The sequence below is a fragment of the Sulfitobacter undariae genome, from assembly GCF_014196805.1.
Classification (GTDB): domain Bacteria; phylum Pseudomonadota; class Alphaproteobacteria; order Rhodobacterales; family Rhodobacteraceae; genus Sulfitobacter; species Sulfitobacter undariae.
In genome coordinates this window covers 14,847-39,673 of record NZ_JACIEI010000017.1, presented here as the reverse complement: position 1 = coordinate 39,673, position 24,827 = coordinate 14,847, and the positions used below count along the sequence as shown (strand labels likewise).

Genomic DNA, 24,827 nt, shown 5'->3' with positions numbered 1-24,827 from the left:
AACCTAGGGCGGTTCAATCTGTTATGCTTGGCTATGCTGGGAGAGACCCGTCAATTTCTTTGGCTTACTTGGTCGAGGCAAGTTGGCAGATTGCTGCGTGCTGGCTTAGGAAGACCTCGCCGGTCAACTCATCCAAGAAGTGGCTGCGCTTCAACCTATCCATCACCGGACCTTTCACCTCACTCAAGTGCAGGCGGATGTAGGCATCCTTCAATCGGGAGTTGATCGCTTCCAGTGACTCCAGAGCCGAGAGGTCGATCTCATTTACCGCCGAGAACATCAGCACCACATCGGTCAGTTCGGGCTTGTCGGCGGCATAAGCGGCCAGTTGATCTTCGAGATAGCGGGCGTTGGGAAAATACAGACTCTCATCCACCCGTAGCGACAGCACATGCGGCTGGGTCTCGACCTCATGGCGCAGCACATTGCGGAAATGCTCGGTCCCCGGGACCCGGCCCACCACAGCCATATGCGGCTGCGAAGTCTTGTAAAGATGCACGAGAATAGAAGTGAAGACGCCTGCCCCAACCCCAATTTCTACACCGAAGATCAGCGTCATAAAGATCGTCACGCTGACCGCTGCGAAATCTGCATGACTGAAAACCCATGCGCGTTTGAGTATTGAAAAGTCGACCAGGCTCAGCACCGCGACGATGATCGTGGCGGCCAGCGTAGCTTTGGGTAGGAAATAGATCAGCGGCGTTAGGAATAGTCCGGCTAGGGCCAGCCCGACGGCAGTATAGGCCCCTGCGGCAGGTGTCTCGGCGCCCGCGTCGAAATTCACGACCGAGCGCGAGAAGCCCCCCGTGACTGGAAAGCCGCCAGTAAAGGCCGCACCGAGGTTGGCGCTGCCCAGCCCGATCAACTCCTGATCCGGGTCGATACGCTGGCGCTTCTTGGCAGCCAGAGTCTGCGCGACAGAGATGCTTTCAACGAAACCAATGATGGAGATCAGTAGCGCAGGCACGAAAAGCTGCGACATCAGGTCAATCGAAAAGGACGGCAAGGTGAGCGACGGCAGGCTCTGCGGCACCTCGCCGACAACCGCCACGCCTTTCGCGCCCAGATCAAAGGCCCAGACCGCCAGCGTGGTCCCGACAATGGCCAGCACCGGTCCCATCTTCGCCCCGATGTCCGCCATGCGTGGCCCGACTCCCATGCGCCTGAGCATCGGCTTCAGACCACCCCGCACCCAGAACAAGAAGGCAGTTGTGGCAACACCAAGCACAACGGTTGCGAAATTAACTTCCCCCAGATGCGCCCAGAGGCTGCCAAGGATATCTACAAGCGTATGACCTCCGCCCCCGATCCCCAGAATATGCCGCAACTGGCTCGCCGCAATCAGGATGCCAGAGGCGGTAATGAACCCCGCGATCACCGGATGCGACAGGAAATTGGCCAGAAATCCCAACCGGAACAGCCCGAGTGCCAACAACATGGCCCCCGACAAGAAAGCCAGCGTCAGCGCCGCCGTCACATAGTCTGCCGTGCCGCCTTCAACGATATTGCCCACCGCCGCCGCTGTCATCAACGACACCACTGCCACAGGCCCCACCGCCAGCGCCCGACTGGTACCGAAGATCGCATAAAGCACGATGGGCGCGATGGAGGCATAGATCCCCGCCTCAGGCGGCATGCCAGCCAGCAGCGCATAGGCCAGCGACTGCGGGATAAGCATGATCGTAACGATCACGGCGGCCACCATGTCACCAGTGAGCTGATCACGGTCGTAGCGTCGGCCCCAGTCGAGGATCGGCAGGTATCGCGCAAACGGGGGAAGGGTCATGTAAGTTGTCCATCAAGAGAAAGCGACGGCCCCGAAGAACCGCCTGGTCAGGCTCAGTCGAAGCGGTTGACTGGCAGCTTGAGATAATGGTTGCCATCATCCTCAGCCGAAGGAATCCGTCCGCCGCGCAAGTTGATCTGCAGAGCGGCAAGGATGCGATCTGGCAACGACAATGTCGCGTCGCGGGTCTGACGGCGCTCGATGTAGTCCTGTCGCTTGGTGCCATCTTTGACGTGGATATTATTGGCCTTGTGGTCTTCGACGGTGGCTTCCCACATCGGCTCTTTGCGCTCTTTCGTGCCATAGTCATGACCAACATAAAGCCGCGTACTGCCAGGCAGTGCGAGGATATCCTGGATCGAGTCCCAGAGTTCCATTGTATTGCCACCTGGGAAATCCGAGCGCGAGGTGCCAACATCCGGCTGCATCAGCGTGTCATGCACAAAAGCCGCATCGCCACAGACGTAGCTTATCGACCCCAGCGTGTGACCGGGCGACAGCATTACTTTCGCGTCCAGCCCGCCGATCTTGAAAGTTTCACCCTCTTCGAACAAGTGGTCGAAATCGCGTTTCGGATCAAAGGCGTCGGGCAAGTTGTAGAGGACGGCCCAAATCTTGGCGATCTCAGGTACCAGCACCCCGATGGCATTAGGTGCGCCTGTGCGTTCCTTCAGATGCGCCGATGCCATAACGTGATCAGCATGTGGGTGCGTATCGAGCACCCATTCCACGCTCAATCCTTCCTCCTTCACGATACCCAGCACCTGATCCATGCTTTCATTCGAGAAGCGATAGTTCTTGGGGTTAAGATTCCAGACCACATCAATAAGCGCGGCCTTTTTAGTTGCTGGATCAGCGCAGATGTATTGGATCGAACCGGTGTCAGGTTCATAGATGCCCCAGACATCCGGGCTCCCGGCGCCGTTCGATGGGGAATGGCGTACAAGGGAGGTGTTAAGTGGGGCGCTCATCACGCGGCTCCTTCTGTGCGTTTTGATGAAAGATCAGGAGTGTGTCGGGCGATCCACATGCCGATCAGCATAAAGGGGACAAATATCAGCGTTCCGGCGGCTGCAATGGGCAATGCGGTCAACGCGGGGCCAGGGCAGAAGCCGCCCATCCCCCAACCGACGCCAAATATCGCTGCACCGATCAGCAATTTTGGCTCCAGATCATTGCGTGTGGGCACATGAAAGGTGCTCCCGAAATAGGGGGTCCGCCAATTGCGAAACATTAAAGCGAAACCCAGCGCGGTCACAGCGATGGCACCGCCCATCACAAAGGCAAGGCTTGGGTCCCAGATGCCAAAGACATCAAGGAAGTTCAACACCTTGGCGGGGTTTGCCATGCCGGAGATGATCAACCCGAAGCCAAAGACAAGGCCGGAAAGAAGTGCAAAAATCTGTTTCATATCACGCTCCGATCAGATGACGCATGACGAAAACGGTAGCAAAGGCCGTCGCCATGAAGGTAAGCGTCGCAACAATTGAGCGCGTGGAGCCCCGGCTGATGCCGCAGACCCCATGGCCCGAGGTGCAGCCATTGCCGTAGGTCGCGCCAAAACCGACCAGCAGACCGGCGAAGGCCATGAGAACCGGACTCGACGGCACCCATTGTTGCGGCCAATCCCCCGAGATCAGCTGCCACAGCGGTGCAGCCAAAAGCAAGCCCAGCACGAAGAGCGCTGAGACGCCCCGCGCCTCAGCGTCACTGCTGCGCGCAAACACCCTCGAGGTCAGACCACTGATGCCCGCAATGCGCCCGTTAGTGGCCATCAGCAGAACCGCTGAAGCCCCAATCATCATGCCGCCTCCAAGCGACAACCATGGGGTAAATTCGGTTTCCATATTTCATCTCCGTAATGCGCCAGCGGTTGCAGTCGGACGGGCCTTGCATCCATCCCTTCACCAAGGTATATTACAAATACCTAATATTCAATAGGCGTAATATGAAAACCGCGGACAACTTTCTCGAAGGCGACATTGCGGGGGCTGCAGCACTGATGACAATGCTGGCGTCCGAGGCCAGACTGCAGATCCTCTGCCGTCTGCTGGACGGCGAAAGATCGGTTGGCGATCTCGCCCATGTATGCGGGGTCTCGCAATCCACCATGTCGCAGCAGCTCAAGAAGCTGAAAGAAGCCGGGCTGGTTGAGGGGCGGCGCGTCGGACAAACGATTTTTTACAGCGTTAAGGGGCATGAGGCTGCCTCCGTACTGGAAACTCTGCACGCCCTCTACTGCGCGCGCAAAGATTAGGTGTTTTATCTCACAGTTTGATGGTGCGATCCTTTCTCAGAAATAGAAGGAGGCATTAAGGGACAAGTTCATCACGGAAGCGGCACGCACTATTCCCTGTCGGCAGATTTGTCCCATCCGAAGTAGACGTCGCCGGATAGGTAGTAATATTCTAGCAGAGCACAATTTTTCACCTCAGGCGACGTTGCCGGACGTGCCGCGTCGTCCGATACTCGGCGTTTGCAGCTTCAAGGAATTCCTTTGACCAACTGCAATAGAGACTTTCAGTAATGCTATCCTCGCCGCGCAGGCCCACCAAAACTATGCGGATGTTCTTGACCACCTTGTCGGCAGAATCTTTCGGTGTCTGGGGTTTCTTCGTCACCTCGAACTCCTGATCCATCAGATGAACCAGAAATCCTCCCTTATTCAAATCCTCAAATCTGTCCCGCAGGTGCTGAGGTCAGACAGGTCTAATCAGGTCTCTGCACTAAATTTGGCTGGCGAAATGTCGATACAAGGCCCAAACAACATTCAATCATGTCTTTGCCGTTGAAACAAATGGCTAGTCCAACCGCATCAGCAGCCCTGCCATCAACTGAGCGCGCTCCACCAGACTGGACACTTCGATATGTTCGGTCAATGTATGCAACCCATTGCCGCGCACCCCCAGTGAGTCCAGCGTCGGAATTCCCATATAGCCCGTGAAGTTCCCGTCAGACCCCCCGCCCTGACTGCGGCCTTTCATGTCAAAGCCGATCTCTTTAGCGATGCTGCGCGCAACGTCGAATATTGCCATTGTGCCCGATTGGTTCGGCTCCCACACGGGGCGGGTCACGCCACGGGTGACTTGGAATTCCACACCATTCGCCACACCTTGCAACGCCATCATGCGCGCCACACCCCTGTCCAGATCTTCTTGGGTCTTGGCCATTGTCAATGCTTCTGCATCGCAGGTGGACGACACGCAATTCACCCATTGCCCCGCATGGATCACCCCAACGCTAAAGGTGCAATCAGGGCCGGTCATGTCTTCGATTTCGATGATTTTGCGCGCCATGGCAGCAATGGCGGATTTACCATCCGCAAGCCGCGCACCTGCATGACTGGGTTGACCAACAGTGCGCAAGTCGAACCGCGCAATCGCATAGCGCCCAATAACTGCACCGCCATCCTGATCTGCGGGTTCGGGGACCAACACATATTTATTACGGGCGGCTTCTGCCTCGATCAAGCTGCGGGTGGACGGGGTACCGACCTCTTCATCAGGTGTAAACAGCACCGTCACGGGCAGCGGTGTCTGAAGCCCTGCGCGGATCAACTGGCGGATCGCCTCGACGCTAACATAATTGCCGCCCTTCATGTCCATGATGCCGGGGCCATAACATATGTCCCCCTCCCGCTTGAAAGGCAGAACGTCCAATGTGCCAATCGGATGCACTGTGTCCATATGTCCAACAATCAGGATACCCGGTTTTTTGCCCATATCAGGATGAGGGAAACGTGCACGTACGCTGCCCCCAAACCCCATACGTCCCGGAATACGTTCAACCGTAGCTCCTTCGGCCAGCGCAAAGGCCGCCATATCCATCATCCGATCCACAGCCGCCGCATCATGTGTCGGGCTTTCGCATTCAATCCACGGCTTTAACCCTGCAAGCATTTCATCCGTGTCAAAAGGTAAAGCAAGAGGGTTCATGGGAAGCTCCGTTATGATGAAAGGTGGCTGTTATGAAGGATGGCCGTTATGACAGGCGGCGCTCGACGATACGCGCCATGATGGAGGCCCCGACGGGCAGAATTTCTGGATCAAGGAAAAAGCTGGGATTGTGCAAACCTGTCGTGCCAGAGTGGCCAACCCGACAATAAGCCCCGGGAACAACCTTAAGCATATCTGCGAAATCTTCCGAACCCGTTGCGGGCTGATCCGTGCCAGAGATGTTCTCCTTGCCCACGATGTCAGCGGCAGCTTCCATATAGGCGTCCGACAAATCGCCATCGTTCATCAGCACATCAAACACATTGCGCAGATCTACATTGATAGTCACGCCATAGGACAACTCAAACCCTGCGCAGAGTTCTCTCATCCGCCGCTCGGCCAGCTCGATCACTTCATCTTTGAAGTAACGAATAGTGCCTGCCAGCGCTGCGGTGTCGGGAACCACATTATAGGCAGAGCCCGCATGAATCTGTGTGACAGACAAAACGCAGGTCTCTAGCGGTGGCAAGTTACGTGACAGGATCGTTTGCAAACTGCCTACCAGTGCCGAAGCGATGACAAGAGGGTCACGTGATTGATGCGGCATGGCTGCGTGACTGCCTTTGCCCTGCACTGTGATATCGAAAAACGATGCCCCCGCCATGGCTGCACCTTTACAGATGCCCACAGAACCTTGTTCGCCATTGGGTGAGTTATGCATACCGTAAACTTCGTCACAGGGGAAACGACCAAACAAGTCATCCTTGAGCATCTCACGCGCACCGCCCAAACCTTCTTCGGCGGGTTGGAAAATCAGTACGGCGGTGCCTGCAAAATCGCGCGTCTGGGCCAGATGTTTTGCTGCGCCCAACAACATTGTTGTGTGGCTGTCATGCCCGCAGGCATGCATCACGCCCGGCGTTTTAGAAGCATAGGAAAGGTTGGTTTCTTCGTTGATCGGCAGGGCATCCATATCGGCCCGCAGACCAATACGGCGTGCGCCCTCGCGGTTGCCTTTAATGATCCCTACGACACCCGTTTTCCCAATGCCCGTGTGGATTTCATCAACACCGTATTCCTTTAGCTTTTCAGCGACGATCCCAGATGTCCGCACCTCCTCAAAGCCCAACTCGGGGTGGGTGTGCAAGTCTTTGAAAATCGCGGTGAGTTCGTCTGTACTATTTTCGATAATGGGTAATACGGCCATGGGGTGTCTCCTAGGTTGGGTCGTGGCGTGGTCAGGGCGCTTCGGAAAAGGGGCGGAAATTTGCAAAATCCCAGTGTTTTCCGGGCGCCGCAGCAATCAGTGCTTTGGTATAATCTTGTTGCGGTTCCCCCAACACTTGGGCTGCAGGCCCATACTCAACAATCTGGCCGCGCTGCATCACGATGACTTCATCACAAATTTGCGCCGCCACACCTAGGTCATGGGTAATGAATAAAATGCCCAGCCCCAAGCGTTCTTGCAATTCTGCCAGCAGCTCTAGCACCTGCGCCTGCACCGACACATCCAAGGCCGAGACAGCCTCATCCGCGACCAAGACATCAGGGTCCATGGCCAATGCACGCGCAATCGCGATCCGCTGGCGTTGCCCACCAGAGAACTGATGCGGAAAACGGTCTACCGCACTGCCGGGAAGGCCGACCAGTTCCAGCAACTCACGCGCACGGTCCATGGCTTCATTGTACGGCACACCAAAGTTCAATGGGCCCTCAATGATGGATTGCCCCACTTCAATGCGCGGGTTGAGCGAGCGCATGGGGTCTTGAAACACAATCTGAAAGTTCTTGCGCTCGGGCTTAAGTTCTTTTTGGCTCAGATTGGCAATATCCTTGCCACCAATCGTAATACTGCCCGACGTGGGATCAACCAGACGCATAATGCAGCGTGCCACAGTTGATTTGCCCGATCCACTTTCACCCACAATGCCCAGCGTGCGCCCTTTCATCAGCTTGATGCTGATGTCCTGCGCTGCTTTCACTTCACGTGATTTTTTGATGAACCCTTTACCGCCATAGGTCTTGCACAGATTATCTGTGCCCAGCACGATTTCTTGTGACCCTAATTCACGCGCCATACGCGGCACCTGACTGGGGACCGAACGCAGCAAGCCACGGGTATATTCAGTTTGAGGATTGCGCAGCAGCGCCTCGACCTTTTGGGTTTCCATCACCTCGCCCAGCTTCAGAACCGTCACATCATCAGCGATCTCGGAAACTACGCCCATATCATGGGTGATGAACAATACCGCGGCCCCCTGCTCTTCGCGCAATTCGCGGATCAGCTTGAGAATTTGCGCCTGCGTGGTGACGTCCAGCGCGGTGGTGGGTTCGTCAGCGATCAACAGTTGTGGGCGCATGACCAGCGCCATCGCGATCATGATCCGCTGGCGTTGGCCCCCTGACAGTTGATGCGGGAAGCTGCGGTACATCTTTTCAATATCGGGCAGATGCACGTGCTCCATCATCTCCAACACCCGCTTGCGGCGTTCGGACTTTGACAGGTTGGAGTGAAATTCCAACACTTCTTCAATCTGCTGACCCACACGCACAACGGGGTTAAGCGCGGTCATCGGCTCTTGGAAAATCATCGACACGCCAGTTGCCCGCAAAGCGCGCATCCGCGCAGGGGCTGCCCCCAGCAACTCTTCGCCCTTCAATTCGATTGAACCCGCAATGGGCGACAAGACCGAAGGCAACAGCCCCATCGTTGCCAAAGCACTCAGGGATTTCCCCGAACCACTTTCACCGACCAGACACATCGTCTGGCCAACCTCAATCGACAGATTCAGCCCTTTGACAACCTGTTTGTCTTCATCCCCGTTCAGCGCGATGCGAAGATTATTGATGTCCAGAATATTGTTGCTCATCTCTCAATACCTCGTTTTGCCATGCGCGGATCAAGTGCGTCACGCACCGCGTCTCCCAATAGGTTGATCGACAGAATTGTGACCGACACAACCAATCCGGGCCACATCACAATGCCGGGGTTGATCTGGAAATAGACACGGCCTTCGGCCATGATATTCCCCCATGTCGGTGTCTCCGGGTTAATGCCTGCACCCAGAAACGACAGGATCGCTTCGGTCAGGATTGCAGAGGCACAGATGTATGTGCCTTGGATGATCAAAGGTGCGATGGTGTTTGGCACGAGGTGGCGGCGCATAATCCGCGCCGTAGATGTACCTGCCGCAATCGCCGCCTCCACATAGGGTTCTTCACGCGCTGACAAAACCAGCGACCGTACAAGACGCACCACACGTGGTACTTCAGGGATTGTGATGGCAACCAGAACTGTCCACAGGCTGGCCCCCCAAAGCGACACAATCGCAATCGCCAGAAGGATACTGGGAATTGCCATCAGCCCATCCACCATGCGCATCAGCACGGCATCAAGCCAACGGATATAGCCCGCCAGCAACCCCAAGCCCAGTCCCACAGCCACCGCAAAGATCGCAGACGCGACGCCCACCACCAGCGAAACACGTCCACCCAAGATGATACGCGACAAAAGATCACGGCCATACGCATCAGTGCCAAGCCAATAAACATCCGACGGCGGCTTGAGACGGACAGCAGGCGACAGACGGATGGGATCATGCGGCACAATCCACGGCGCGAAAATCGCACTTAAAACCACCAGCATAAGGATGATGCTCGCAACAAAAACCACAGGGCTGGAGGTAGCGATCATACGGGCGCGTTTGAAAGCCGAGATATGATCACGGGGCGCGACGGTTGGTGTGGGTTGGGTCATGACAAACGGATCCTCGGGTCTAGCAGCACATAAGCAATGTCGATAAGCAGGTTGATCACCACGTAAACCAAAGACGCCAACAGGATTACCGCCTGAATAACAGGGTAATCACGGGCCAGCACCGCATCCACGGTCAGACGCCCCAATCCGGGTAGGTTGAACACGCTTTCAGTCACCACCACGCCAGAAATGATGAGGGCAAGGCCAATACCGATCACCGTAATGATAGGCACAGAGCAGTTGCGCAGTGCGTGGCGCATCAGCACATAGCGTTCTGGCAATCCTTTGGCGCGGGCCGTCCGCACATAATCATCGCCCAGAATTTCAAGCATTGAAGTACGCGTGATCCGCGCAATCAACGCGATATATAGCAAGGTCAATGTAAACGTCGGCAAGGCAATGCGGTGTAGGAACGGCCCAATGCCATCACCAATCGGCTTGAAACCCTGAACAGGGAACCACCCTAATTTCATCGAAAACAGTGAGATCATCATATAGCCGATCACAAAGACAGGCACCGAAAAGCCCAGCACAGAAATCAGCATAACGATACGGTCAATCAGCGTGTCATGTTTCCATGCAGCGATGACACCCAAAGGCACGGCAATCACAACAGACAGTGTGATGGTGGTGAGGGCCAAACTGATTGTCGGCTCCATCCGCGCTGCAATCAATTCGATCACAGGCTTGCCAGACAAGATGGACGTCCCAAAGTCGCCTTGGAACATATTACCAATCCAGCTAAAGAACTGCGTCAACAATGGATCATTCAGGCCCAGCGATGTGCGAATGGCTTCCAGCTGTTCCGGCGTGGCGCTATCGCCTGCAATGATCGCCGCAGGGTCACCCGGGGTCAGGCGCAGCAGCAAGAAAACGAACAATGCGACAAAGAGCATCACGGGAATGGCGGAAAGAATGCGTTGCAAGATATAGCCAAGCATCAGGCGGGCCTCTCGGAATTGCGTGCAGCCAAACGTGGCCGCAGCGGGAAAAAGATTGATCCAGCCCCACGCAGTGCTGCGTGAGGCTGGTTTGGTCTTAGTTCTTGGTGATGTTCCAGAAGAACGGCACAGGGCCCTCTAAGACACCGTCCAGATTGGAGGCCCAAGCCGTAGGTACAAAGTACTGACCAATAGGTGCATAGACGCCTTCTTCGTAAGCAACCTTCTGGATTTCAGCGGCCAAGCCCTGCTGTTCTTCCAAAGACTGTGCAGTGGCATATGACATCCGCAGCTCTTCCAGCTTTGGCACATCAGGCCAGCCAAACCAGCCGCCATTGGCGCCTTTGCCGTTTACCATGTTGTTGACCAACGGGTTAAACACATCTGCGCCCACCCAGTTGGTCACAAACAAGTGCCACCCACCGTCAGCAATGGCACCTTGGTTGGCTCTGCGGCCAACAAGTGTCTGCCAATCCATCGCTTGCAGATCGACAACAAAGCCTGCGTCACGCATGGCCTGTGCAACAACAATCGGCTGTGGTGCCAGAATGCTCACGTCCGTCGGCTGCATGATCACAATAGGCGTGCCGTCGTATCCAGCTTCGGCCAGCAAGGCTTTGGCTTGCTCCATGCCGTTGCCTTTGATCAAGGTTTCGGAGCCGACATCAGTGGCTAGCGGCGTGCCGCAAACAAACATCGCACCACAGAGCGCATAATATTCGGGGTTGCCTACCAGCGCGTCCAGAACGTTTTGCTGATTGACCGCCGCAATTGCCGCACGCCGAATGCGTGGATCATCCATGGGCGGCACCAACGCGTTAGGACGCAAGATCGTTTGCATACCCATCGCATTCAGGTTCTTGACCACCAGATCAGGGTTCGCTTGCAAGATCGGCAACAGATCGGAGGGAGGGCTTTCCCAATAATCAATCTCGCCGGATTGCATTGCGTTCATTGTGGTCAAAGCATCGGGCATAACCACCCATTCAACACGGTCCACATTGACAACTTTACCACCCGAAGCCGAGCTTGGCGGCTCGTCACGCGGCACATAGTCTTCGTTTTTGGCGTAGACGGCTTTCACACCCGGCTGGAACTCATCAGCAACCCATGTGAAGGGGCCAGACCCGATTTGCTCTGGAATAGGATCTGTTGAAGGGGTTTCGGCCAGACGCTTGGGCATGATGAACGCCACGTTCGAAGACGGTTTGGCAAGGCTGTCAATCACAAGGCCATACGGCTCTTTCAGAGTCATGACAAAAACGTTGTCGCCTTCTGCAGACAAGCTCTCCACAAAAGTCATCAAAACCTGACCCATCGCGTCACGTTCACCCCAGCGGGCGATGGATGCGGCGACGTCTTCGCCTGTGACAGCCGCGCCATCGTGGAATTTCAACCCGTCGCGCAGGGTGAATTTATACGTCAGCTTATCCTCGGAAACTGTCCAAGTGTCGACCATCTGCGGCTGTGGCTTTAGATCGGCATCCAGCGCGAACAGCGTGTCAAAAATCATGTAGCCGTGGTTACGGCTCATGTAAGCTGTCGTCATGATTGGATCGAGAACACGCAAGGACGAATGCATGACGCTGGTGACTGTTTGTGCGAATCCCGGACCGGCGATCAGAGCCATACCCGCGATTGTAGCACTCAAAAGGGTACTTTTCAGCGCGCCGCGCTTGCCAGCCGGTTTGGATTTCAGGGGGGTAGTAAAGTTCATATATATCTCCCTTAGTTGGTTATTTACACGTCCTCTTGTCGTGACGCGGGTTGTCATTGGTGCGCAGCCAACATCACAGCTGCACAATCCCTTCGCTTAAGTGTCTTGTCGTTCTGGTCGCACAAACGCCTGTCCCATCGGTTCCAGACGGATACCGGGTGCCAGATTACGGAACGGCAGGCTGGCGGGGCTGACAGGCATTGGACCCGGTGCTGTGCAGGTCAGGATTGTTTCGGCAATCGGGTCAAAATCTGCGCGGAAATGGACCGAGCTTTTGTTCACCAGAATTTTCTGTTCAGTTGGTTCAATTCCCACAAAGCGGTACATCTCTTGATCCGCCATATGAGTTTTGTGACTGGTCACAACAACCCGCACATCGCCGATGCGCAAGCAGGCAGAAGGCCCCAGATCAATCGAGGCACCGCCATAGTAACCGCCGTTTGCCACCAGCTGGCCATCGCTCAGAGCCTCTACGGTAAATTGCCCCTCAAACGGGCTGTCCCCAACCACATTGGAGTAGCCCCCGAGTGCAATATCAATCACTGCGCCCACCCCAGCTACATGCGCCGCCAAAGCTGCCTTTGGATCACACATATTGCCAAAAGCCGCAGCCTGCGCGTTCTGCCGTACAAGTGCGCGTAGCATGCCCGTGGTGTTGGAATCGCCCCCGGCCCCGGGGTTATCTTGGGTATCCGCAATCACAACGGGACGGCTAGCAGTCTGCGCCAAACGCATCGCCTCAATGACGCCCTCATCAGGATCATAGGTTTTGCCCGCAAGGGCTGGCTCCGCCTCCAGCACCGCTTGTTCGATACGGTCAGCGGCAGCATCTGCCGCCACTTGCGTATCGCCATAGCAAATCACAGTGGGTCCACAGCCCAGAAAATCAGCGGCAGGAAAGCCGAAGAAAAACGATGTGCTTGCCACATCCCCTCCGTCTACCTCAGCGACCAATTCATATAGACCCTTTGCGGGAACCTCTTGTGTGCATTGCCACGCAATCGGCACCAGAAAAGGCAACCGCCGAAAGGCTTTCGCCAATGGTTTGCCTTGCGCAATCAATCTGTCCAACTGCACCGCCGCACGACGGCCTGTTTCGGCCATATCCACATGCGGATAGGTACGAAAACCGACCATCACATCCGCCGCATCAACCATTGTCTGCGTGATATTGCCATGCAGGTCCAACGCCACAGCGATGGGCACATCAGGACCAACAGCCGCACGCAGCCGCGCCAGAAGCTGGCCTTCGCCATCCTCCACCTGTTCGGCCACCATAGCCCCGTGCAAATCCAAAAAAATTCCGTCCAGCGGCCCTGCGGCAACGATACCAGTGATGATCTCATCTGCGATCTGATCGTAAGCACTTTGCACGACATGCGCGGAAGGAATAGCGCCCGTCCAGAGCACTGGCACCATATCCCACCCCGTGGCCTCACCATGGCCGACGGCACCGCTGATCCCCAAGTTGATTCCACGGCTACGCTTAATCAACTCAGCACCGCGCACCATCGGCATATAGCCGCCGCCATGCTGAAAATCGCACAGCGCCGCCTTGGTCGGAGCGAATGTATTTGTCTCGTGCAGAAAGCCGGCGAGTGCGATTCGTACTGACATAACGTGCTGATCCCTCCCTAAGCCCCACCAGAGGCATGATATTAGCTTTATATTAGCTTTCACCCTCGGCGTATTGCATTACAATACACTTGCATTACAATACACTAAAGGTGATGCTGCAATTCATGTCAAGAGGTACACATGCTAAGAACAACAACTCGGGCGGAGTCAGGATTACGTGAGGTAACGGATGCCCAAAAATCCGACACATTGTTTGTAAGATCCGTCGAAAAGGCCATGTCGGTGCTTGCCGCGTTCCATCATGCTGATGGTCCGCTTTCTTTGGGCGAAATCGCGCAACGCACAGGTACTGATCGCAGCGCGGCGCAGCGGATGGTACATACCCTGCGCACCTTAGGGTATATCGAGCGCGACCCACAGGGAAACGGCTTTCTCCCCGGTATACGCATCCTTGACCACACGCTTGACGCGCTCCGGCTGAACCCACTGGTACGCTTTGCGACGCCTGTGTTGCTTGAACTTCGCAAATCTGTGCGTGAACGTGTTGACCTGTCTTTGTTTGACGATTTGCGGGTCCTGTATGCCCTGCGCCTGCAAACCAAACGCGAGAATTTTTACGCTACTCTTGTCGGCCACAGCGTTCCCACCTTTTGCAGTTCAGGTGGCTGGGCGATCATGTCCAAGCTCCCTGATGAGCAGGTCCGCGATATCCTTGAGCGATCAGATCGCGCGCCTTTTACGCCCCATACCATGACAGACATCGACGAGATTTTACAAAACGTCGAAGAAACACGAGAGAAAGGATATTCGCTTGTGCTGGGCCAGATTCTATCAGGTGAGATCGTTGCAGGCTTTCCGGTTCTAAATGCGCAGGGCGAGCCCGTGGGCGCAATTCACATCGCGGGATCAATGTCCGAATGGAGTTCGGATGACTACATAAACCATGTGGTGCCACTGGGCCTCGAAGCCGCCCGCGCCATCAGCTATTATTAAGGAAAATCAAATGGCTACATTCACTCTTTCCGGCCTCAAACATCCTGCCAGCATCTCTGTCGACACATGGGGCATGGCCCATATTCGCGCTGAGACAACCCAAGACGCCTTCTTTGTGCAGGGGTTTAACGCTGCCCGTGACCGCCTTTGGCAGATCGACCTTTGGCGCAAACGGGGTTTGGGGCTTTTGGCGGCGGATTTTGGTCCGGGGTATTTGATGCAAGACCGCGCCGCGCGGCTGTTTTTGTACCGTGGAGCGATGGATGTAGAATGGGCCGCTTATGGCGAAGATGCCCAAGAGATTTGCACAGCTTTTGCAGCAGGTATCAACGCTGGCATTGATCAAGTTCTTGCAGGCAATATGCCGCTGCCGCCCGAGTTCTCAGAGCTGGGCAATAGCCCTTCCCATTGGCACCCAGAAGACGTTGTCCGCATCCGTACACATTGCCTGTCACGCAACGCCGCGTCCGAGCTTGTGCGCACCAAGGTGCAAAACCTATCAGACCCCGAAGTTGATCTGCTGCGCTGGCCGTTGACGCCTGCCGTTCCAGACAGCGAATGGGATGTGACCAGCCCCGTTGATCTGCCTGAATCCGCGCTTGCCGTTTATGAGCTGGCCACCGCGCCCGTCACGTTTTCACCCGAACGTCTGGCGGCCACATTGGACGAAGCGCCTTTGTGGACAGGCATAGACGCCGCAAAAACTGTGCGCCGTGTCGAAGAAGCCATGGAAGGGTCGAACAACTGGGTTATCGCCCCTGCCCTGACCAAATCAGGGCGTGCTATCATGGCCAGCGATCCCCACCGCGCCCATGCTGCGCCCTCATTACGCTATATGGTACATCTAACCGCCCCCGATTTAGACCTGATCGGCGCAGGCGAGCCGAGTTCGCCCGGTGTGATGGCAGGCCATAACGGCCATGCTGCTTTCAGCCTGACGATCTTTTGCGCGGACCAAGAAGACCTGATGGTTCATGAAACCGCGCCTGATGATGCCGCCGCCTACCGTCACGGCGACGCCTTTGTCCCGATGATGCAAATTGACGAAACTTTTGCCGTGAAAGGTGAATCTGATCAGACATTGCCGTTACTGTTTACGCAATACGGCCCCGTCATCTACCGCGACAAGGCAAGTAACATCGCCCTATCCGTGCGTACCGTCTTCACCGATGCAGGTTCGGCCCCCTATATGGGGACGCTCAAAACCATGCGCACCAATAGTGTCTCCACCTTCCGCAAAGCGGCTGAAACATGGGGGGCACCTTCGGTTAACCTAAACTATGCGGACGTGAACGGTGATATCTGCTGGCAATCGGCAGCTTATGTGCCGCGCAGAACAGGCTGGCGCGGTTTAACCCCCGTGAACGGCGATGGACATTTTGAATGGGACGGGTATTTGACAGCGGCTGACCTTCCTTATCTTGAAAATCCGGCTCAAGGCTTTGTGCATTCTGCCAATGAAATGAACCTCCCCGACACATGGGACCATGACAAATCTCCAGTGGGTTATGAATGGTTTGTGGACGGACGGGCGGACCGCGTGGCCCAAGTGATCGCCGCAGGAGATGCGGGTGACATCGCAGCAAGCTGCGCCTTGCAGACCGACAGTTTCTCTGCGCTGGCCCTCAGGCTGATCGCCTTGCTGCCAGATGATGGCTCGACGCCTGCGGTCTCTCTGCTGCGCAACTGGGACGGATATGCGGAAACAGGGTCAAGCGCCGCGTTGCTGTTTGAACTATGGCTATCCAGCCATCTTCGCCCCGCGCTGCTGAACAAAATCGCGCCTGATCCTGAGTTGCGCAAATATCTGGTTCCCGGAAACATCACCACCGTAGTACGCCTGCTGGAGGGCGAGCACGCGGGCCTTTCTGCACGTGCGGGCCTTGCGGAAGATGCCGCGAGGGATATGTTTTTGATCCAGACATTGACCCAAGCATGGGATGCCACACGCGCGCAATATGGCGACGCCCCCGATAACTGGCGTTGGGGTGATTTGCACAAAGGCTGGTTTGACCATGCAATGACCCCCGTCAAAGCAGGGTTTGACGTAGGCCCGTTGGACAAAGGCGGCAGCAACTCTTCGGTGATGCTGGCCTATTATGACGCCAGCGATTACCGCGTCCGCATCGGTGCCTCCGTTCGCATGGTGGTGGATGTGGGTGCATGGGACAACAGCGTCTGGATCAATGCGCCGGGCCAGTCAGGTATTCCCACTGATCCCCACTATCAGGACCTAGCCGCCCTTTGGGCCGAGGGACAGTATGTACCAATGCTCTATAGCACTGAGGCCGTTGACGCCGCCACGCAGCAAACATTTGATCTACTTCCAGCAGGCACAACCAAAGAAACCACAAAATGAGCGAGGTTTTTAACTGGTCCGCAAAACAAACAGCTGAAAACATCGCAGATCGTAAAATCAGCGTCGTTGAAGTGACTGAGATACATCTGGCGCGCGCTGCTGCGGTGAACCCTAAGATCAATGCGCTTACTGAAACCTTGTCGGAAGAAGCATTGGCGACGGCAAAACAGTTAGATGCCCAGCGCCCAGATATCTTGCCGCCTTTGTTTGGCGTCCCCATGACAACAAAGATCAATGTCGATCAAAAGGGATTCGTCAATTCAAACGGCATACCTGCATTCAAAGATAATATCTGCGATCAAGACAGCCCTGTTGTTGCCAATATGAAAGCGGCTGGAGGCGTCATCATTGCCCGTACCAACACGCCGGAATTTTCTATGCGTTGGTGTACCTCAAATCCCTTGCACGGTGTCACGTTGAACCCTTGGGATAATGCCGTGACCCCCGGTGGCTCCTCAGGCGGTGCTGCTGCTGCGATTGCGGCTGGCATCGGGGCGATAGCCCATGGCAATGATCTGGGCGGTTCGCTGCGCTATCCTGCTGCGTGTTGTGGCGTTGTTTCCATTCGCCCTTCGCTAGGCCGCGTCCCCGCGTTCAACCCCAGCGCCACAGCCGAGCGGCCGATGATTTCGGGCCTTATGTCTGTCCAAGGCCCCATCGCCCGCAGTGTCGAAGATGTGCGGCTGGGCCTTCACGCCATGGCACGCGGTGATAACCGCGATCCTTTGTGGGTGCCTGCCCCCGCCCAGAAACCGCTGGGCGATGCTGCACTACGGATTGGCTATTGCATTGATATGTTCGGCGATGGTGTCGATCAGGCCGTCGAAGACGGAATGAACATAGCGATACAGGCGCTAAAAGACGCGGGCTGTACATTGGTTGAGGTAACGCCACCTCATGCCAATAGAACCGGAGAGCTCTGGGGCGACCTGCTTCACACGGAAGTGAGCCACACATCCCTATCAACGATACGCGACTTAGGCTCAAAAGAAATGAATGTGCTGTTAGACGCAAATCTATCCATATACCAAGATCTTGGCGTGAGCGGGCTGCTCAACGGCCTTGCCGAACGTCGCACGATTCAACGCGCATGGGCGGTAATGTTCGCAGATGTGGATATTTTGCTTTTGCCCACCTCTGGCAAACGCCCCTTTGCTAACGACCTCGACTTCAACACGCCCGAGAGTATTCCAGAAATCCTCAATGCCCAAAAATTTCTTTGTGCGGTAAACCTCTTGGGATTACCTGCCGTCGCGGTGCCCACGCATCTGGATCACGGCGTACCTATCGGCGTTCAACTTGTCGCCCCCCTGCACCAAGATTATTTTGCATTGGATGTCGCAGCGATGTTCGAAAGGGAAGTCGGCACGATTGTGCAACAGCTTGCCCTATGAGGCGCTTGTCCGCGACACAGTGCCCCCAGATAAGCTAGTTCTGAATGACGGCGTTTTCCCATTCCAAAAGGAAGCGCCGCCGTTTCAGTGTATCCAAAAAGGTCATGAGAGCAGGCCCCATTGTGATCGTTGCCCGATCTCGAGTACTCCCCTGCCCGTTCAAAGGCGGCAAAGGATAATCACTTTGTTGCGGGTCTGATTGAACCTTCACCAAATGGCGAATAAACGTCGCCGCCGCTTCGGGATTGGGCGCATCAATAGATACCATTGCCGTGCGCATTATTGTGGTTGGAAAATCCGAAGGCAGGATGATTTCTATGGCGTCTTTCACCTCAACCTGCGCGGCCGCGTAACTTGCCAGTACATTGTAGGCGACAGCAATCGTGCCATCGGACAGATCATCAATCATCTCTCCTGAACAGCAATACAATTGCACATCCAACGCCCCCATAACCTCCATCAAACGCCAATAGGTTTCAGAGGCACGGGCGTCTTGTGTGGCAAACAAATACCCCACGCCGGACTGACGCACGTCATAGGTGCCTATCCGGCCCTGAAAAACTTCGGGGCGGGCGCGCAATGCTTCTATCAATTCCTGACGGGTTTGCGGGCTAGAAACTCCTGCAAATGCCTTTCGATTGATCAAAATAGCCGCAGGTTCTGCCGTAAAAGCAAAAAGGCTTTGCCGCCACTGTGCCCACGGTGGGATGGCCACATTTGCAACAGGTTGCGCCAGCCCGTCGTTAACGATCTTGAGCTGTAAGTCCATCGCGCTGGAAATAACGATGTCAAAAACACCGGGGTCATTCCTGAATATGTGATCAATGTCAGCGGTCTCAGAAACCAGATATTCAACCGAGATCTCGGGGTATCGAGAAACAAAGCTCTCGACAAAAGGCGCGAACAAAAACGTATCCGTGCTAGAAATGATCCTCAGCTTTTGTTGCGTTTCAGGCGCACCAAAAACTTGCTGCTCCTGCCATTCTTGCGCAACCAAGACCTGCGGCAACAACCACAAAACTAAAGCAACAATAATGCGCATGCCCCGCCCTCCGGTCTATTTGATAGCACCAGATCACCACCATGTGCCTTGGCCACGTCAATTGCGATGGTCAGGCCAAGGCCCGACCCAACTGTTCCGTCAGCATTTGTACCACGTTTGAAACGCACCGCCAGCGTGTCAACTTCGGCACTGGGGAACCCGTGACCACTGTCACAAACGCTAATTCCGATGCGGGGGCTGGCAGAGATCGCTATGTCCACGCGGCCCTCGCTGGGCGCGTATTTTATGGCGTTATCTATAAGGTTGCGTACTGCATTTTGAATAAGTACCGGATCACCGGAATAAGCGACATTGCTATCGCCATGCAGGCAAAGTTCTAGGTCTTTCATTTCTGCAATCGGCGTGAGGCGGAGCACTATTTCATGAACCAATGTGACAAGATCGATGTCTTGTCGTTCAAGATGGTCTGAACGAAGCGTGATCATCGCGTGATCCAAAAGCTGCCCCGCTGCGCGGGAGCTCTCATCAATGGCGCGGATCATGGCCCTCAGAGATTGTCGGTTTTCCTCCTTGTCTACGCGCTGCAATGTCACCTCGGCATAGGACCTGACAGTGGCAAGCGGCGTGCGGACACGGTGTGCTGCTTCGGCAATGAAATCCTCTGACTGGCTCAAGGAATGATCCAAACGCCCCATCAGTGAATTCAACGAAGTGACCAACGGCGCCATTTCAGTTGGCACCGGCTTCACAAAAGGTCTCAGGTCTTGGGGCCCACGTCGGGTGACAGATGTGGTCAGCCGTTTCAATTGCCCAATGGTAGTCGATGTGGCCCAGTAAGACAAAGCCACCAGAAGCGCAAAAAAGGCTGCGCCAAAAAGGGCAGCGGTACGCGAAATCTGTCGAAGCGTATCAGCCAGTTCCCCTTGGCTCTGCGCAAGGACCACACGAATTTGGGTGCGTTTTTGCGTCCCGATCAAGACACGGCCTGCCGTCACCAACCGAACGGTTTCACCTCGATACAGGGCCGTTTGGAAAATGCTCGCGCGTCCAGTAACGTTTGTCAAAGGCAGCTCAGGGTAGCCCGACAAAAACGTGTCGTCCTGATAAATGGCGTAGAAAACCAGATCATCCGATTGCGTGCTGAGCATTGAAAACGAAGCGTAAGGGATATCCACTTCGATGATGTTATCTCTTATGCTCGCCGCATCCAGTATCGAGGTCACAGCCGCGTTCAAGATGCTGTCTTGTCCCTGTTGTGCGATCTGCGTAGTGTAGTTTCGGATTGCAAAGAAGAGCACAAGCGCAAGAACTGCGGCCCCTCCCGTCAACGTCAGCACCAACCGGTTTCTAAGCGATCCCGAGATGGACAAGCTATGCGTCATGATCAAGCCGATATCCCAGCCCACGCAGCGTTGTGATGCTTAGGTCTGATGGCTCAAGATGTTTGCGCAACCGCCCGATGTAAACCTCAATGGCATTTTCAGACACATCCTCATCGTACGAGAACAGGCGATCAGACAGCTTTTGTTTGGAGAATACCTGGCCCCTCGCATTGAGCAAAAGTTCCAGAAGGCGCAGTTCACGGTTGCGCAAAGTCACGGGTTTCCCCCGCACCGCCATTTTACCCGCAACCGCGTCAAACACGATACCTCCGACTTCAATAACGGATTGGGAGGTACCCGCCTTTCGCCGCAAAACCGCCCTACAGCGTGCGCCAAGTTCCGCGTGATCAAAGGGTTTCGTGATATAGTCATCGGCCCCTAAATCAAGAGAACCGATTCGGTCTGATACCTGACTACGCGCGGTCAAAATGATCACCGGAGTATCCAATCGGCTGGCACGATGCTCTTTCAAAAAGGTGCGTCCATCGCCATCGGGCAACATAATATCAAGCAAGATCAGGTCAAATTCACTGGTCAGTGTGAAGGCCGTCGCATCCGCTAAATTTTCAGCATGTTCAACGACATGCCCATCCAGCCGCATCCGCGACGTAATCGCATTCGCCAGCTCCAGATTGTCTTCGACGAGTAAGAATTTCATGATCCGCAAAAGCCATTTTGACCGGTGTCAGGTCGGTGTCAGGTTGCCGTGCTTAAGTGCGCCCAACTGAGCCGTAGAACGGACAGTTGTCAAATGGGAGGATACTATGACGACTTTTAAACTGGGCCGCAGGGCCCTGATTGCAGCAGCTATGGCAGCAGCGAGTTTTGGCTCCGCTGCGCAAGCGCAAGAAACCCAAATTCTGGACAGCATCCACTTTCTGATCCCCGGCGGCGCTGGTGGCGGCTGGGATGGCACGGCACGTGGCACAGGCGAAGCGCTGACCAAATCGGGCATCGTCGGCAAGGCGTCTTATGAAAACATGTCAGGCGGCGGCAGCGGCAAAGCCATCGGATATCTAATTGAAAATGCCGAGAGCAACTATGGCACATTGCTGGTGAACTCCACGCCCATCGTCATCCGATCCTTAACGGGTCTTTTCCCGCACAGTTTCCGCGATCTGACATTGGTTGCAGGCACTGTGGGTGACTATGCGGCAATCGTCGTTGGCAAGGACAGCCCCGTCAACAACATGACCGATCTACTTGCTGCTTATGATGCGAACCCGTCAGGCACCGCGATCGGTGGCGGGTCTGTGCCGGGTGGTATGGACCACTTGGTCGCGGCCTTGGTGATGGAAGCGGCGGGCAAAGACGCGCTTGAGGTGAAATACATCCCATATGACGCAGGCGGCAAGGCAATGGCAGCATTGCTGTCTGGTGAAATTGCGGCCCTGTCCACCGGCCTATCCGAAGCCATCGATCTGGCCGAAGCAGGCGAAGTGAAGATCATCGGCGTGACCTCTGACGCGCGGGTGCCAGCGGCGCCTGATGCAATGACCATGAAAGAGCAAGGCATCGACGCAGGCTTTGTGAACTGGCGTGGCTTTTTCGGTGCACCCGGCATGCCAGCCGAACAAACAGCAAAGTACCAAGAAGCAATTGCCAAAATGTACGACACGCCCGAGTGGGAAGAAGTACGCGCGCGCAATGGTTGGGTGAACATCCACAACTCTGGCGATGATTTCAAAGCCTTCCTTGAAGACCAAGAAAAAACCATCGGCGATTTGATGAAAAAGATGGGCTTCCTCTAAGGAAATCCAATCTGGCAGGGCGGCACCCCCGCTCTGCCCATGAACCACAGGGAGATGACCATGGCGCTTGATCGCTGGATTGCACTGATATTACTCGGCATTTGTTTAGCTTACGGCTACACGGCTTGGTTCACGATGGATGCGGGCCTTGCCCCCTTCATGAAGCGAAACCCGATCTGGCCAAGCACCTTTCCCAAGGGGCTGTCTGTTCTTGCCATCACCGCCTGCCTCGTGATCCTTTTTGGACTTGAGAAATCAGAAATCAAGCCAGCGGAAATCGATTACCGCCGCCTGCATGAATACAAGCTGGGCCAAGCCATCATGCTGCTGTGTTTGATGGTCACTTATGCGCTGTGCTTGCGTCCAGCAGGCTTTCTTTTTTCCACAACCGCGTTTCTATTCCTCGGCTCTTTCATATTGGGCGAGCGGAAATGGATTTTGATGATCAGCGTTGCCGTCATAGCGACGGTTGTCGTTTGGTTTCTGGTTCAAGAGGTTTTGGGCATCTATATGCGCCCATTGCCCGGCATGTTGGGAGGTTGATATGCTAGAGGGTCTTCTCATCGGTCTTCAGACCGCCATGTCCTTACAAAACCTGCTGATGGTTATCGCAGGCTGTCTGATCGGCACATTTATCGGCATGCTTCCGGGCCTCGGGCCAATGTCGATCATCGCAATCATGATCCCCATCGCCATCTCGATGGGTGATCCATCCGCCGCCCTGATCCTGCTTGCGGGTGTCTATTATGGGGCCATTTTTGGCGGCTCTACCTCTTCAATATTGCTCAACGCGCCGGGCGTGGCGGGTACTGTTGCCTCCAGCTTTGATGGTTATCCCATGGCCCAGCAAGGCAAAGCAGGCAAAGCGCTGACCATTGCTGCGGTTTGCAGTTTTGCGGGCGGTACAATTGGTGCGATCTTGTTGATGATCTTTGCGCCGATGCTGTCCTCGGTGGCATTGCTGTTCCATTCGTCCGAGTATTTCGCGCTTATGGTTGTGGGCCTATCCGCCATTGCCGCCTTTGCAGGTACAGGGCAGGTCGCCAAAGCGATGCTTATGACGGTCCTTGGCCTGATCATGGCAACCGTTGGCGAGGGATCGTTGTTCAGCCTACCCCGTTTCACGGGCGGTTATATGGATTTGCAAACCGGCTTTGGCTTTATCACACTGGCCATGGCGATGTTTGCCCTTCCAGAGGCCTTGTTTCTTGTCCTCAAACCCAAAGAAGCACAAAGCGCTGATGGTGAAATCAAAGACTTGCGTATCACGCGGGCTGAGGCACGTGCCATTGCGCCCGTGATCGGGCGTCAATCCATACAGGGTTTTTTCATTGGCGTTCTTCCCGGTGCAGGTGCAACAATCGCCAGTTTTCTGGGCTATGCCGTTGAACGCAGCCTCGCCAGCAAAGAAGAGCAGGCAGAATTTGGCAAAGGGTCAATCAAAGGGCTGGCCGCACCTGAAACAGCCAATAACGCAGCTTGCACAGGCTCCTTTGTACCGCTGCTGACACTGGGTATTCCCGGTTCGGGAACCACCGCGATCTTGCTTGGTGCATTGCTTGCTCTGAACGTCTCGCCCGGGCCGCGCTTGATGATTGATGAGCCTCAGATTTTCTGGGCTGTGATCATGTCCATGTTCATTGGCAACTTGGTGCTTCTGATCCTGAATTTACCCTTGATCCCCTACATCGCCAAAGTTCTGTCGATCCCGCGCAATTTCTTGATCCCGTTCATCTTCTTCTTTACGTTGATGGGCGCCTACATCGGCCAGAATAACGCGACCGAGCTTCTTATTCTTGTTGCCTTTGGTGTCTGCGCGACGGCCTTGAAATTTGCCGACTATCCTTTGGCCCCGCTGCTGATCGGATTCATCTTAGGCGGGATTTTGGAGAACAACTTTGCGCGTTCCATGCAGCTATATGATGGCGTGTCCTTCATTTGGGAACGCCCCATGACACTTGGGCTGTTGATCATCGCTGCAACCTTGATTGTGCTGCCCAGCTACCGTGCACGGCGCGCGCGGCTTCGCATGAAAGGTGTCGCAGACGGAGATTGAGACGACTATCTAAAACAAGAATCATCGCCCCGGTTAACTGGGGCGATGTGCCAGTTTGGGTCGCACAATGCCCCGATGTTTTAAAGAAGCCTAAACCAGCCTTCAAAGTTCCGCCTTGCCTATAGTTGCGAGTATCGGCGCAACATAGTTGCTCAGATTTTGAACATTTCGTTGG

General features: G+C 55.2%; 21 protein-coding genes and 1 pseudogene. 7 read left to right on the top strand and 15 right to left on the bottom strand.

All coding sequences use genetic code 11. From position 1 onward, the window contains the following. Positions 1 to 64 precede the first annotated feature (64 nt). From GGR95_RS16175 to GGR95_RS16160, 4 genes are read right to left on the bottom strand one after another with little or no spacing between them, the layout of a single operon-like run. On the bottom strand, positions 65 to 1,786 hold the full coding sequence (locus GGR95_RS16175) for a SulP family inorganic anion transporter (RefSeq protein WP_184567704.1): 1,722 nt from the start codon (positions 1,784 to 1,786) through the stop codon (positions 65 to 67). Positions 1,787 to 1,839: 53 nt separating this feature from the next. Further along, positions 1,840 to 2,757, bottom strand: a complete 918-nt coding sequence (locus GGR95_RS16170; protein WP_184567702.1) for an MBL fold metallo-hydrolase — start codon at positions 2,755 to 2,757, stop codon at positions 1,840 to 1,842. Further along, positions 2,757 to 3,197, bottom strand: coding sequence for a DUF6691 family protein (locus tag GGR95_RS16165; protein WP_184567700.1), 441 nt, complete (start codon positions 3,195 to 3,197; stop codon positions 2,757 to 2,759). Before GGR95_RS16165 ends, GGR95_RS16170 begins: the two co-directional genes overlap by 1 nt. A gap of 1 nt (position 3,198) precedes the next feature. Then, positions 3,199 to 3,633, bottom strand: coding sequence for a YeeE/YedE family protein (locus GGR95_RS16160; RefSeq protein WP_184567698.1), 435 nt, complete (start codon positions 3,631 to 3,633; stop codon positions 3,199 to 3,201). A 101-nt stretch (positions 3,634 to 3,734) separates the two neighbouring features. On the opposite strand from GGR95_RS16160, the gene GGR95_RS16155 reads away from it, so the two are divergent. Further along, a complete protein-coding gene (locus GGR95_RS16155; protein ID WP_184567696.1) occupies positions 3,735 to 4,043 on the top strand; it encodes an ArsR/SmtB family transcription factor in 309 nt (102 codons plus the stop codon). Between the two features lie 164 nt (positions 4,044 to 4,207). Here GGR95_RS16155 and GGR95_RS16150 read toward each other — a convergent pair. From GGR95_RS16150 to GGR95_RS16115, 8 genes and pseudogenes are all read right to left on the bottom strand, one after another. Further along, a pseudogene (locus tag GGR95_RS16150) lies at positions 4,208 to 4,407 on the bottom strand (IS3 family transposase); the annotation flags it as partial. A gap of 180 nt (positions 4,408 to 4,587) precedes the next feature. Beyond that, on the bottom strand, positions 4,588 to 5,721 hold the full coding sequence (locus GGR95_RS16145; RefSeq protein ID WP_184567694.1) for a M20/M25/M40 family metallo-hydrolase: 1,134 nt from the start codon (positions 5,719 to 5,721) through the stop codon (positions 4,588 to 4,590). 46 nt (positions 5,722 to 5,767) lie between these two features. After that, positions 5,768 to 6,928, bottom strand: a complete 1,161-nt coding sequence (locus GGR95_RS16140; RefSeq protein WP_184567692.1) for a M20 aminoacylase family protein — start codon at positions 6,926 to 6,928, stop codon at positions 5,768 to 5,770. A gap of 31 nt (positions 6,929 to 6,959) precedes the next feature. Next, the gene (locus tag GGR95_RS16135; protein WP_184567691.1) at positions 6,960 to 8,591 is read right to left on the bottom strand and encodes an ABC transporter ATP-binding protein; all 1,632 of its coding nucleotides are present in this window, start codon (positions 8,589 to 8,591) and stop codon (positions 6,960 to 6,962) included. Further along, a complete protein-coding gene (locus GGR95_RS16130; RefSeq protein WP_184567690.1) occupies positions 8,588 to 9,478 on the bottom strand; it encodes an ABC transporter permease in 891 nt (296 codons plus the stop codon). Before GGR95_RS16130 ends, GGR95_RS16135 begins: the two co-directional genes overlap by 4 nt. Beyond that, entirely contained in the window at positions 9,475 to 10,419 is a 945-nt protein-coding gene (locus tag GGR95_RS16125; protein WP_184567689.1) for an ABC transporter permease, read from the bottom strand. Before GGR95_RS16125 ends, GGR95_RS16130 begins: the two co-directional genes overlap by 4 nt. 97 nt (positions 10,420 to 10,516) lie before the next feature. After that, the gene (locus GGR95_RS16120; protein WP_184567688.1) at positions 10,517 to 12,136 is read right to left on the bottom strand and encodes an ABC transporter substrate-binding protein; all 1,620 of its coding nucleotides are present in this window, start codon (positions 12,134 to 12,136) and stop codon (positions 10,517 to 10,519) included. A 96-nt stretch (positions 12,137 to 12,232) separates the two neighbouring features. Then, positions 12,233 to 13,753: a M81 family metallopeptidase gene (locus GGR95_RS16115; protein ID WP_184567687.1), complete on the bottom strand. Its 1,521-nt coding sequence runs from the start codon at positions 13,751 to 13,753 to the stop codon at positions 12,233 to 12,235. A gap of 141 nt (positions 13,754 to 13,894) precedes the next feature. Here GGR95_RS16115 and GGR95_RS16110 point away from each other — a divergent pair, with 141 nt between their 5' ends. The 3 genes from GGR95_RS16110 to GGR95_RS16100 are packed head-to-tail and all read left to right on the top strand — an operon-like array spanning position 13,895 to position 18,460. Beyond that, a complete protein-coding gene (locus GGR95_RS16110) occupies positions 13,895 to 14,707 on the top strand; it encodes an IclR family transcriptional regulator (protein WP_184567686.1) in 813 nt (270 codons plus the stop codon). A gap of 10 nt (positions 14,708 to 14,717) precedes the next feature. After that, positions 14,718 to 17,066, top strand: a complete 2,349-nt coding sequence (locus GGR95_RS16105; RefSeq protein ID WP_184567684.1) for a penicillin acylase family protein — start codon at positions 14,718 to 14,720, stop codon at positions 17,064 to 17,066. Beyond that, a complete protein-coding gene (locus GGR95_RS16100; protein WP_184567682.1) occupies positions 17,063 to 18,460 on the top strand; it encodes an amidase in 1,398 nt (465 codons plus the stop codon). Before GGR95_RS16105 ends, GGR95_RS16100 begins: the two co-directional genes overlap by 4 nt. A 34-nt stretch (positions 18,461 to 18,494) precedes the next feature. On the opposite strand, the gene GGR95_RS16095 is transcribed toward GGR95_RS16100, so the two are convergent. Genes GGR95_RS16095 through GGR95_RS16085 form a run of 3 tightly spaced genes read right to left on the bottom strand, consistent with a single transcriptional unit; the run spans position 18,495 to position 21,503 of the window. Further along, positions 18,495 to 19,502, bottom strand: coding sequence for an ABC transporter substrate-binding protein (locus GGR95_RS16095; protein WP_184567680.1), 1,008 nt, complete (start codon positions 19,500 to 19,502; stop codon positions 18,495 to 18,497). Next, positions 19,481 to 20,845: a sensor histidine kinase gene (locus GGR95_RS16090; protein ID WP_184567678.1), complete on the bottom strand. Its 1,365-nt coding sequence runs from the start codon at positions 20,843 to 20,845 to the stop codon at positions 19,481 to 19,483. Before GGR95_RS16090 ends, GGR95_RS16095 begins: the two co-directional genes overlap by 22 nt. After that, positions 20,835 to 21,503, bottom strand: a complete 669-nt coding sequence (locus GGR95_RS16085; RefSeq protein WP_184567676.1) for a response regulator transcription factor — start codon at positions 21,501 to 21,503, stop codon at positions 20,835 to 20,837. Before GGR95_RS16085 ends, GGR95_RS16090 begins: the two co-directional genes overlap by 11 nt. A gap of 106 nt (positions 21,504 to 21,609) precedes the next feature. Between GGR95_RS16085 and GGR95_RS16080 the strand changes: the two genes are divergently transcribed. From GGR95_RS16080 to GGR95_RS16070, 3 genes are read left to right on the top strand one after another with little or no spacing between them, the layout of a single operon-like run. Then, positions 21,610 to 22,596, top strand: a complete 987-nt coding sequence (locus GGR95_RS16080) for a tripartite tricarboxylate transporter substrate binding protein (protein ID WP_184567674.1) — start codon at positions 21,610 to 21,612, stop codon at positions 22,594 to 22,596. Between the two features lie 60 nt (positions 22,597 to 22,656). Beyond that, complete coding sequence (locus GGR95_RS16075) at positions 22,657 to 23,139, top strand: tripartite tricarboxylate transporter TctB family protein (RefSeq protein WP_184567672.1); 483 nt, start codon at positions 22,657 to 22,659, stop codon at positions 23,137 to 23,139. 1 nt (position 23,140) lies between these two features. Further along, complete coding sequence (locus tag GGR95_RS16070; protein ID WP_184567671.1) at positions 23,141 to 24,652, top strand: tripartite tricarboxylate transporter permease; 1,512 nt, start codon at positions 23,141 to 23,143, stop codon at positions 24,650 to 24,652. Positions 24,653 to 24,827: the final 175 nt, after the last annotated feature.